This window comes from Pseudomonas sp. MC6 (assembly GCF_054790575.1).
Genome location: NZ_CP186504.1, coordinates 2,390,419 through 2,401,510, shown reverse-complemented (window position 1 = coordinate 2,401,510; position 11,092 = coordinate 2,390,419). Strand labels below are relative to the sequence as shown.

8 protein-coding genes and 1 pseudogene are annotated in these 11,092 nt (G+C 59.1%); 1 reads left to right on the top strand and 8 read right to left on the bottom strand.

Features of this window, described 5'->3' with window-relative positions; all coding sequences use genetic code 11:
• Window positions 1-17 precede the first annotated feature (17 nt).
• From ACOYXE_RS10615 to ACOYXE_RS10580, 8 genes and pseudogenes are all read right to left on the bottom strand, one after another.
• Window positions 18-995, bottom strand: a complete 978-nt coding sequence (locus ACOYXE_RS10615; RefSeq protein ID WP_160057401.1) for a FecR domain-containing protein — start codon at window positions 993-995, stop codon at window positions 18-20.
• The gene (locus tag ACOYXE_RS10610) at window positions 996-1,511 is read right to left on the bottom strand and encodes a sigma-70 family RNA polymerase sigma factor (protein ID WP_016987079.1); all 516 of its coding nucleotides are present in this window, start codon (window positions 1,509-1,511) and stop codon (window positions 996-998) included.
• An 85-nt stretch (window positions 1,512-1,596) separates the two neighbouring features.
• Window positions 1,597-2,781, bottom strand: a complete 1,185-nt coding sequence (locus ACOYXE_RS10605; protein WP_460929104.1) for an aminotransferase class V-fold PLP-dependent enzyme — start codon at window positions 2,779-2,781, stop codon at window positions 1,597-1,599.
• Between the two features lie 15 nt (window positions 2,782-2,796).
• Window positions 2,797-4,039: pseudogene (locus tag ACOYXE_RS10600) on the bottom strand (MFS transporter).
• Between the two features lie 13 nt (window positions 4,040-4,052).
• Window positions 4,053-5,903 carry an IucA/IucC family protein gene (locus ACOYXE_RS10595; RefSeq protein WP_460929102.1) on the bottom strand — a complete coding sequence of 617 codons (1,851 nt, stop codon included), beginning with the start codon at window positions 5,901-5,903 and terminating at the stop codon, window positions 4,053-4,055.
• Between the two features lie 36 nt (window positions 5,904-5,939).
• Window positions 5,940-7,100: an NAD/NADP octopine/nopaline dehydrogenase family protein gene (locus tag ACOYXE_RS10590; RefSeq protein WP_460929100.1), complete on the bottom strand. Its 1,161-nt coding sequence runs from the start codon at window positions 7,098-7,100 to the stop codon at window positions 5,940-5,942.
• A 28-nt stretch (window positions 7,101-7,128) separates the two neighbouring features.
• Window positions 7,129-8,172 (bottom strand): PLP-dependent cysteine synthase family protein, encoded by a 1,044-nt coding sequence (locus tag ACOYXE_RS10585; RefSeq protein WP_460929098.1) that lies wholly within the window; start codon window positions 8,170-8,172, stop codon window positions 7,129-7,131.
• Between the two features lie 14 nt (window positions 8,173-8,186).
• Window positions 8,187-9,581 carry a Y4yA family PLP-dependent enzyme gene (locus ACOYXE_RS10580; protein WP_460929096.1) on the bottom strand — a complete coding sequence of 465 codons (1,395 nt, stop codon included), beginning with the start codon at window positions 9,579-9,581 and terminating at the stop codon, window positions 8,187-8,189.
• A gap of 615 nt (window positions 9,582-10,196) precedes the next feature.
• Between ACOYXE_RS10580 and ACOYXE_RS10575 the strand changes: the two genes are divergently transcribed.
• Complete coding sequence (locus tag ACOYXE_RS10575; protein WP_460929094.1) at window positions 10,197-11,087, top strand: HpcH/HpaI aldolase/citrate lyase family protein; 891 nt, start codon at window positions 10,197-10,199, stop codon at window positions 11,085-11,087.
• Window positions 11,088-11,092 lie beyond the last annotated feature (5 nt).

Sequence of the window (11,092 nt, the reverse complement as noted above, 5' to 3'; positions counted from 1 at the left end):
GGCAAATATTTTTTCACTCAGGCGGGGGAAAGCATGACCCAGTAGCCATTCAGGTGGCCGCTGACGAGGATCGGGTAGGTTTGCGCCAGCATGTTCAGGGTGCGCTGGCTGTCGCTGATCGGGTAGGCGCCGGAAATGCGCAGATCGGCAAGCGCCGGATCGAGGCGCACGAAGCCACGGCGATAGCGCGTCAGTTCTTCGACGAAGTCGGCCAGACGCATCTTGTCGGCCATCAGCATGCCTTGACTCCAGGCTCCGACATAGCGGTCGGCAACGCTGATCTGGCCAAAAGTGTGGGACGAGAAGTCGGTGCGTTGACCGGCGTTGACGATCAGCGGCGTGGTCTGGCGATTGTCCGCGAGCTCGACTTTGACCGCGCCTTCGAGCACCGCGAGGTGCGTGCGCGGTTGCAGTTCGCGCACGGTGAAACGCGTGCCCAGTGCCTGCATGCGACCTTGACGGGTGCTGACCAGAAACGGTCGCGCCAACGGTGAAATGTCCGGCGCGGTCTGCACCAGTATTTCGCCTTCGCGCAGGTGGATGAGGCGTTGATTGGCGTCGAACAGCACGTCGATGGCGGTGTCGGTGTTCAGGGTGATTTTCGATCCGTCGGCGAGGGTCAGCTCGCGTTGCTGGCCAATCGCAGTGCGGTAGTCGGCTGACCATTGCTGCGACTCTGCCAGCTTCCAGCTGCCCCAACCGGCCGGCAGGATCGCCAGAATCATCGCCAGTTTGCCCAACGCCGCACGGCGCTCCGGGCTGCTCGGGCGATCGAGTGCGGACATCGCCAAGGATGGTGGCAGGCCGCCGAGTTTGCTCTGCAACAACTGCGCCCGCGCCCAGGCACGACCGCGCTCGGGCGTGCTGGCTTTCCAGTATTCCCATTCGCCGCGCTCGCTGTCGCTGAGTTCGCCTTCACTCATGCGGATCAACCAGTCCGCGGCTTCTTCCAGGGCCTGGTGATCGAGGTGCGGCTCATGGCGGCGGCTGAGCATTCACTCCACCAGCAACAGGCACTGCACGAAGGCTTGCTTCATGTAGCGTTTGACGGTGATCAGCGATACGCCCAACTGCTCGGCGATGTCGTCGTATTTCAGCCCGCTGATCTGCGACAACAGAAAGGCGCGTTTGACCAGCGGCGGCAGGGCGTCGAGCATCGCGTCGATTTCGTGCAGGGTTTCCAGCACCATGAAACGCAATTCCGGCGAAGGCACTTCCGGCGCCGGCACATGGGCGAGGGCGTCCAGGTAGGCACGTTCCAGCGCCTTGCGTTGATACCAGTTGACCAGAATGCCTTTGGCCACGCAGCTCAGATACGCGCGCGGCTGCTCAATGACGGTGACTTGCGAGGCGAGAATGCGCGTGAAGGTATCCTGCGCCAGATCCGCCGCATCCATGGCGTTTCCCAGTTTTTTTCTCAGCGTCGCGTACAGCCAGCCATGATGGCCGCTATACAGGGCTTCGATCGCGCGCAGGTGATTGGCATTATTCGCGGGAAGGGTTTCGCTCATGGCTGCAGATTTTCATGCAATTGAGAAGTATTCCCAATGCTAGTTTACAACCCCTCTTTGACGCAAGCGCCGATTGGCGTCCTGTTCAGGCGCCCTGCAAACCGCGCAGCGCAGCAACCATTGTGTCGATTTCCGCCTCGGTGTTGTACGCATGCAACGAGGCACGGCTGACCTCCAGCAAGTCCCTGTGCTGCATGTCGAGCAAAGTCGAGCGCACGGTCGAGGTGCTGACGTTGATGCGCTTTTCCTGGCCAGCCAGCCACTGCTGAACGTGCGCAGCGCTGCTGTCGAGATGAGTAAACGTGACGATGCCGGACTTCTGCACCCCGAGGTCTCGCGGCGTGATGCCAGGAATATCTGCCAGTTGTCGGCGCAGGTAATCAGCCAGTTGCTGAATCCGCAGCCACATCGGTTCGATGCCTTGCGCCAGCGCGTATTCCACTGCCGCACCGAGACCGAGTTTGGCGGCGACGTTGCATTCCCAGTTCTCGAAACGTCGGGCATCGGCGCGGATTTCGAACGTCTCGGCGTCCTGCAATGAGGCGGCATGCAAGTCGAGAAATGCCGGTTCCAGGTTCTGGCACAGGGACTTTTCGACATACAAGAAGCCCATCCCGCGCGGTCCGCGCAGGTATTTGCGACTGGTGGCCGCGAGCATGTGGCAGCCGATTTTCTGCACGTCGATCGGCATCTGCCCGACACCCTGACACGCGTCGAGCAGAAACAGCACGCCAGCCGTACGGGCGAGTGCGCCAATCTGCTCGATGGGTTGCACCGGGCCGCCATTGGTGGCGATCACCGGCAGGGAAATCAGCGCAACCCGATCATCGTCGAGCATTGCCGTTAGTGCCGACAGGGAAACCTGGCCGTGTTCATCATTAGGAATGACCCGAATCTCGATGCCACGCCGCTGCTTCATTTGCAGATAGGGAATGTAGTTGCCGGCGTATTCGGTGGTCGACGTCAGCACCACATCGCCGGGTTGCAATGGCAAGGAGTAGAACGCCATATCCCATGCGCGGGTCGCGTTCTCGATCACCGCAATTTCATCATGCTGGGCGTTGATCAAACGGCCGATGGCGCCATACACGTTTTCCAGGTTGGCCGATTGCCGTCCGGCAGCTTCATAGCCGCCCTGAGTCGCTTCAAGCTGAATATGACGGGTCATCGTCTCGATCACCGGCGCGGGCATCAGCGCCGCGCCGGCATTGTTGAAGTGGATCAGTTGCGCGACGGCGGGGGTGTCGGCGCGCAGTTGTTCAATATTCAAAAGCAGACTCCTTGATCATTCCCCGTCCGGGGCAGGGCTTGCTTGCATCGCCGCCGGCCAGTAGCGCAACGCGACGATCGGGATCAGTGCGACGACGTAAGCGAGGCAAACAAACAGATAGGTGTACTGCAAACCGTAGACCTGACTGAGCAGGCCGCCGGCGGAAATTCCCGCAATCGAAGCGAATTGCGCAGTGCCCTGAGCGATGCCCAGTACATGACCCTGTTGCGAGCTGGCGGCGGTTTTCGAGATCAGCGCCATCAACACGGGTGTAGTCGCACCGAGCAGCACGCCCCAGATGAAGTAGGCAATGACGAACACCACCGGGTTGTGGGTGACGCCTGCCACCGCAGTGAGGACGATGCAGCCGATGACCACGTAAGTCATGCGCTGCAAGGTGTCCTGCTGACCACGGTGTTCGAAATAACGCGACCACGCCGTGGCCGACAGAATGAAGCCCAGCGCCAGCAAGCCGTAGCACAGACCGACCACCGAATTGCTGACCTCGAACACCGAGCTGACATACAGCGAAAACGAGGTCTGCGGCAGCATCCGCGCCAGCAACAGAATGCCCATCACACCGAGTAGCGACAGCAATGGCGAGCCTTGCCAGAGGCTGCCGGAACGAGGCGGCGCAGTTTTGTCGGCGACCACGGCTTTCTTCACAGGCGGCACGTCCGGCAAGGTCACGGCGGCGATCACGGTACACACCGCACACAGCGCCGAAGCGATGATGTTGATCCAGAAGAACGTCGCGTAATCGAGGATCAAGCCGCCGACCACCGCACCCAGCAGCGAGCCGACGTTGGTCGAGATTTGCAGGATGGCGAACAGCCGTGCGCGCCGCGACGGCGCTTCAATGCTCACGCCGTAGCGCCTGTGCCGGCGCGATATAGCCGGCAAACGCGCCTTGCAGAAAACGCAGGATCAGAATCACCCAGATATCACTGAAGAGGGCCAGCCCAAGCTGGGTCAACGACAAACCGGCGAGGGCGCGGATCATCATCAACTTGTGGCCGTAGCGATCACCGATCCGGCCCCAGAATGCACTGGTGAGAATAATGCCCAGCATCGGCCCGACGTACACGGCGATGCTGGCGAAGCTGAAAAGCGACTCTGACGTCGTCAGCCCACGCAGGTGGACAGGCCAGAACGGCCCGCTCATTTCCATCGCGCCCATCGATACCAACTGGATCGCAAATAGAAGATAAATCAGGATTCTTACTCTCGAACCCTGGATGGCACCTGCTTGGGACATGAGTCAGCCTCGGTTAAACGCTAGCGAGCGGGTTGGTCAGGGTGTGTTGCAAACGATAGTTGCTGTACTGCATCAAGTGCATGCGCAACAGCGAACGGGTTGGCCATGGCTCTTCGACGAACGCCTTGTGCTCGGTTTCCCACACATCTGCCGCGACACGATCACGCACGGCCTCGAAGGCAAGGTCGGTTTCCTCGCGCAGAATCTGCCACAGCCGCGTGTTATTGAAGCCGTACTCTTTGGTCAGCCACAGGGCGATCTCATGCAGGTGCGTGAGGAACGCCGCGTCGAGCACAAACATGCGCACCGGCTCGATATCACCGGAGAACACTGTCGGCAGAATACCCGGCTGCACGTGCGGTTGCAGGCTGTAACCACGGCCCTCGAGCAACGGCGCGTAAGTGCGGCCATCGCCGAAATCGCGGATCAGCAGACTACGTGCTTTGCCGTCCGGGGAGAACAGCACCATGGTGTTTTGCTGGTGCGCCTCAAGGCCGATGCCGTACATCAAGTAGATCGCCACCACCGGGTGAGTCACCACTTTCGCGTACTCGCGGAACCAGTTCTCGACCTGCGCAGTATTGGCGCGCACACCGTCGCGTTCAATCAGATCAGTGAACAGCGGACGACCGCTGCCGGGCAAACGGGTGAACAGTGAAGCCACGGTTATCGGCAGACACTTATCGTTGCGTTCGAACGCTGGTGCGCTGGCGCGATACACCACGGACAGATGACGGCCCGGGTGATCGTCCTGCGTCACCGCGTTTTTGTAACGCACACCGATTTCTTCCGGGAAGATTTCCAGGCGTTGATCGAAGCCGTTTTCCGTCTCGAGAATCTTGCTGATCACCGTACTGATGCGCGGACCCATGTGAATCGACTTGGCTTGCAGGCTGCGCAGTTCGCTGGTCATCCATACCGCGATGGGCAGTTTGATCAGCGGCGCGGATTCGTCCAGTACCGGCATCATCGTGCGATAGGACATGGTCGGCAGGGTTGGCAGGTCCGGGCCATCGGTGATCAGAATGCCGTCGGCGATTTCCTGCGCGAAGGTTTCCAGCACGTAGGCTTGTAAATGCCAGCTGTGGATCGGCAAGGGCAGCCACTGGTTTTCGTCCAGTCCCTTGCTGTTGAGCGAGGCTTTCCATTGCGCCCATTGCGTCGGGAAATGCTCGGCGAACCAGGCGCGGTAATCGATCACGTGCGGCATGCTTTCGCTTTTCGCGTTGTCGGCGCGCAGTGCGGCGATGCGCAGGGGCACCTGTGCGTTGAACTCGGGCGATAGTAGCTCGACCTCTTCATCGGTCAGGCCCGGGCGGGCTTTCCAGGTCGGGTAATACGGGTGACCTTCCAGCGAACCCCACTGGTCGAGAAGAATGGCGGCGTCCTTGGTTTTGGCGTGCTGGCGCAAGTAATCAGTGAAGCTGTGCAGTCCTTGATCCTTGGCGGCTTGTGCCAGTCGGGCGTTCCAATGCTGACGATGCTGACGGGCGTGGGCGTCGTTGCTCAGGCTGTTTTCCATGTCGGATTTGAGCCCCGCGATGCCGTCGTCGGTCGGCGCGAAGTCGAAGCTGTCGCGCAGCACATCGAGCATGTCCTGGTGGCTGGTGATGACCTGGCGTACGCCTTCATCGGTGACCAACACCACGTCGCCGTCGTTGACCACGGTATCGGCCGGGCCTTTGGCTATGTCGGAAAAGGCCAGATGGGCGCGACCGCCCTTGAGCGGGTAAGTCGCCTGGTGGCCCTCTACGGAAAAGCTCAGGGCCGAACGGTCGAGGATGTTTTCCGCAAACAGGCAACGCACCAGACGGCGCATGGCGTTTTTGCGGGAGTAGGCGATCAGTGTCTTGAAGTCATCCATATCAGCGGTCTGCTCGTCGAAAATTGAGTAAGAAGATCAAGCGGCGGCGCTTGTCGTGTGCGGCCATTGGCGCGGGAAATAGTCGAGTGCCGAGCCGCGCAGGCCTTCCATGTAGGCCACGCTCCACTGCAGGACTTCCTCGATATAAGGCACCTTGAGGTCGAAGCGTTTGGCCATTTCCACCAGCAGCACCAGGCCGTAGGCGACGTCTTCGTTGAAGGCGCGGCTCTCGCGCTCGATCACGTAACCGGCGCGGTTGTCTGCGGCCGGTACCATCGGCGCAAGGATGTCGTTGTAGGCCTGATTGGTGCGCAGGATCGACAGCATGCTGCTCGGGTCGCGAATCTGCTCGCCGTAGGCCTCGACGATTTCCTGTTTCAGGGATTTCACCGAAGACAGGTCGATGCCCAGACGCTGGCTGATCACCGCGCACAGTTGCTGGCTTTCCTGATCCATGCGTTCAAGGAAATACGCGCCGAGTTCCGGGCATTCGGTCCACCAGCACATGCGTTGCGGGAAGATCTTGCGATGCCATTGGCCGTAAGGGCCGATGAGGCCGTAGATCACCGAGCTGTGCATGATCGGGTTGCCCGGCGTCAGGGTGATTTCCAGAAAGTGGTCGAGCATCGTCACGCACGGGCCATAAAGCCGGGTGAGTGTTTTCTCCAATTGGCGGCGCGCGGTTTGCGGCTCTCGGGCATGGGTCGCGACGTACAACTGGCTTTTACCGCCGCCCATTTTGATCGAGCGTCCCGGGGTCAATTCGAACGCCGTGTGCGGCACATCTTTCATGCCCCAGATCACCACGTTCGGCCGGTCGGGCAGGGTCGCTTCGGCCAGCCAGTCGAAACCGCAGAAGCCGGGAATAGCGCCGATGAACACGGGTTTGCTGGTGGTCAGATGCGGCGCGATATCTTTCAATGTTTGCGGACGCGCATGGGCCGGCACGGTGATGATGACGATGTCGGCATCTTCCACCGCAACCCTGGCATCGCTGGTCACTCGATCCAGTCGGGCGCTCAGCGTCGAGCCGTCCGGCAACAAGGCCTGCATCGGCGTCTGGCGGGCGTGCTGTTCGATGACTTCCTGATTGTGGGTGTGCAGCGAAACCTGAACATTGGGTAGCTGCTTGAACAGGATGGCGTTGAGATGGCCGGTCCTGCCGCCACCACAGATGGCGACTTTCAATAGATTCATCGAGAGGCGTTCCTGTGTGAAGGGTGGGTCATGCGACGCTCAGTTGCAGCGGCGCGGAAACAGAGTCCAGCCAGTGGGTCTTGCCCAGCCAGGCGTCCAGTTGCGGGGCGATGCTCGGATCGATCAGGTCGCGCTCCTGCAGCCACTTGTCGTCGAACACGGTGTGCAGGTATTTCTCGCCGCCGTCGGCAATCGGCACCACGACGTTGCCGCTCAGCACACCTTTGTGGATCAGCTCCAGCGCCTTGAAAATTGCACCGCCAGTGGAGCCGCCGACCAGCAGGGCGAAGTTGCGCGCGATGTAGCGCGCGGTTTCGAATGCCTGCGAGTCGGTGACTTGCACGCCCAGATCGATGCAGCTGTAGTCGAGCACCAGACCCACGGTGTCGCCGGCCGGCGTGCCGGTGCCGGATTGGTAGTACGGGTAGCCGGGGTGACCGAAGACAATCGAACCGGCCGGTTCCACCGCGACGGTGACGGTTTCCGGGTTGTGCACTTTCAAGCCGCGTGCGATGCCGGTCATCGAACCGCCGGTGCCGACGCAACCGACGTAAGCGCCGACCACGCCTTCAGCCTGGACAATGGTTTCGCGGACGAAATCACTGTAACCGCCGGCATTCGCCGCATTGTCGGACTGGTTCATGAATACCGCGCCGGGAATCTCGCTGGCCAGTTCGGCGGCCATCTGTTGACGCTCGACCACCGCGACTTCGTCTTCGCGATAAGTGCCTTTGACGAAACGAATGTCGGCACCGAGGGCCTTCATCACGGCGATCTTGTCTTGCGCGGCGTGGTGATCGACCACGGCGATGAAATGCAGACCGAACTCGACCGCGGCCATGGCCAAGCCAATCCCGGTATTGCCCGACGACGATTCGACAACGACACCGCCGGGTTTCAGGCGACCGGACTTGAGCGCCGCCAGCACCATGTTGCGCGCCATGCGGTCTTTGATACTGCCGCCGGGATTGTTCTTTTCAATCTTCAACAATAATCGCGCGTTGGTATCCGGAACATCGATGCCCAACATCGGTGTATTACCGATAAGGTCAGAAACTTTATTCAAGATCATTGCAATTGTTCCCTTTAGTAGTCAGGTGAAAACGCATAGTTACCTTCCGTACAACAGGTCGCCGTCAACCGCCGGGGCAGGGGATGGCGATGAAACTCGTTTTCCAGCAAGTCCATCTGGTAACCGGCGGTGTTGATATAAATCAATAAGTCACCGGCTTGCGGTGCCGTTGCAAAGTTGATCAGGCGATGGGTAATGACGTCATCGTCCAGGCAACTATGGCCGGCGATATAAGCTTGGATCGGGGCGTGTGGCTGTTGTTTGGTGCTGACAAGTATCGGATCTACCAGATATTCCGAGGTAAACCAGGTTTCGCAAGCGCTGAAACTGCTGCCCTCAACGAAGATGACGGTTTTATTGTCAGCCAATTGTTTGCTGCGCGTGACGCGAAATACTGACATGGCGGCTTGATCGACCAGACTTCGGCCTGGCTCGAGTGCGAGGGTTATATTCTGCGTCTGCAAGTAATTGGCAATCGACAAGCCCGGCGAATGCTCGGCTTCGAGCAATAACGTCAGCCATTGTGTCGCGGTCAGTTCACTGCCGTAAGGATAATAAGCGGCGGGAACTTTCTGATTGTAATAGTGGCTGGGGTTATTGTCGTTCTGCAGGAATTGAGCGTAGGCCTGCGGTTCGACATAACGAATCGGCAAGCCGCCACCGATATCGATTATCTGCGGATTCAAGCCCATTTCCCTGGCAGCCTCGATAAATCCGCTGACCTCACGAAAGGCTTGTGCGCGGGATTCGAATCCATAGCCGCCGAGGTGAAAATGGAAACCTTCAAAGTGAAAAAGCTCAGGTTTTTCTGCCAGCCTTTGCAGGCATTGCAGCAGGTCTTGCGAGCCCATTCCGAATCGGCTCTTCGGACTGCTTTGCGGTCTGTAACGCAGTAAAACTCTGGTTTTCGTCGGACCTGGCTGTGTTGGGAACACGCTATGCAGGTGATCGAATTCCTCCAGCGAATCCACACAAATCAATGAACCGGCGCTGATCAGCGCTTGATGGAAAACGGCTGTTTTGGCCGGTCCTGTGGCGCAGATTCTGGTGCCCGGCACACCTGCGCGCAGGGCAGCATTCAATTCGTGAATGCTCGACACATCGACGCCGATCCCCGAATTCGCTGCAGCGCCGAGCATGCTTTGCGACTTGTTGGCCTTGGCCCCGTAGAAAATGGCATGGGGCACCTGGTATTGCTTCAACACGTTCAGCAGCGCTTGCGTGTTTAATTCAAACGCATGGGGCCAGACCAGATTTAACGGTGAGCCCTGTTGTTCCACCAAGTCTGTAAGTTTGTTCGGGAACTTGTTGATAAACGTGGAAATAACCGGGTCGATCAACGGCGTTAACATCTCCGGGTGATGAACTTTATACGGCTGTTCAACAGCAGATTTATTTGTTGTAGGCATAGTTAACCCCTGGCGTCGAAAGTTACGTCGCCATTGATAGTTCGATCACCGATCGTTATCGATGCAGGTCGTCTTTTTTTGCTCGTCAGCGTCGAGCCTTTAAATAACTTGGAGGCGGATGCCAAGTGAAATCCGCTATTGGATCTGTAGCCCTGATCGTAATAAATGGTTCACAAAACAATTGCATGAGAACCCCATTCCATAAGGTTTGTGCGGATGTACTGAATGGCCATTAGTTGCTGGCCATTGCCCTGTAGCAGCCTGTAGCTGATGTTTAAGTGACATCACTGACAGGTACTTTTGCAGATACCGATGACTCGCTTTGATACGAGAATAGTTCCTCTTGGCGGCGTGAACAATATTGCGAGCAGGAACGATTATCAAGTAAGGTTTTCAAATATTTTTCAATAACGACCTGCTCAAGGCGAATCCATGGACGTGTATTTACACGCTCAAGGACTCGTTCGTCCCGAGATTAAAAAGTCTCTTAATTGCTTGATCAATAAGGCGTTAAGGGCTGTTGCGATAAGCCCCGGAACGGCAGGCAAATCCGCCGTTGAACGGGCCTGAAAGTTTTCACAAACCACGACGGGTTCACGTCAAAGGAGCAACGCCATGCAATCCGATCGACTCAGCCGCAAAGCGCCACTCGCGATCAGCTACCTGTTCGTGCCGGGCAACCGTCCCGAGCGTTTTTCCAAAGCCTGCGAAGCAGGGCCGGACGCGATCATTCTCGACCTTGAGGATGCCGTTCATCCGGACAGCAAAGCCGCCGCCCGTGACGCCATCCAGGCGTGGCAGGAGAAAACGCCGAGCGTTGCTTGTGAGCGTTACATCCGCCTCAACAGCGTCAGCAGTTCGCTGTTTCGCCAGGACCTGAGCTGGCTCAGCGACATGCGTTACCCCGAGCGTTGCGATGGGATTTTTTTGCCCAAGGCCGAATGTCCCGAGACGCTGGCGCGGGCGGTCGAGCGCTTGCTGGAGTGGCAACCGACGCTGGCGATCGTCGCGATCATCGAGACCGCCAAAGGCCTGCAGCAGGTCGAGTCGATCGCTGCGATTGCGGGCGTGGCGCGGCTGGCGTTTGGCTCGCTGGATTTCTCGCTCGATATCAACTGCAGCCAGGTGCCCGAGGCGTTTCTGTTTGCCCGCAACCGCATCGTGCTGGCGTCGCGCACGGCTGATCTGCCGTCGCCGATCGATGGCGTGACGCCGGCAATCAGCGACTTGGCGGTGGTTGCCCAAGACGCGCAATACGCGCGTTCGCTGGGCTTCGGCGCCAAGCTGTGCATCCATCCCGGGCAACTGGCGACGGTGCAGCGCGCCTTCCTGCCGGACTCGCGCCAACTGGCGTGGGCCGATCGGGTGATGCGGGCGGTGGCCACGGGCAGCCACGCGGTGCAAGTGGACGGCGAAATGGTCGACTTGCCGCTGATCGAACACGCCCAGCGCCTGCTCGATGTGGCCAGTCAGCATGCGCCATTGGCCCGCGCCGATGCCTGCTGAATCCC

Bases quoted from the DNA above. Each gene is read 5' to 3' on its own strand.
- ACOYXE_RS10615 (WP_160057401.1), bottom strand. From the start codon at position 995: ATGCTCAGCCGCCGCCATGAGCCGCACCTCGATCACCAGGCCCTGGAA.
- ACOYXE_RS10610 (WP_016987079.1), bottom strand. From the start codon at position 1,511: ATGAGCGAAACCCTTCCCGCGAATAATGCCAATCACCTGCGCGCGATC.
- ACOYXE_RS10595 (WP_460929102.1), bottom strand. From the start codon at position 5,903: ATGGATGACTTCAAGACACTGATCGCCTACTCCCGCAAAAACGCCATG.
- ACOYXE_RS10590 (WP_460929100.1), bottom strand. From the start codon at position 7,100: ATGAATCTATTGAAAGTCGCCATCTGTGGTGGCGGCAGGACCGGCCAT.
- ACOYXE_RS10585 (WP_460929098.1), bottom strand. From the start codon at position 8,172: ATGATCTTGAATAAAGTTTCTGACCTTATCGGTAATACACCGATGTTG.
- ACOYXE_RS10580 (WP_460929096.1), bottom strand. From the start codon at position 9,581: ATGCCTACAACAAATAAATCTGCTGTTGAACAGCCGTATAAAGTTCAT.
- ACOYXE_RS10575 (WP_460929094.1), top strand. From the start codon at position 10,197: ATGCAATCCGATCGACTCAGCCGCAAAGCGCCACTCGCGATCAGCTAC.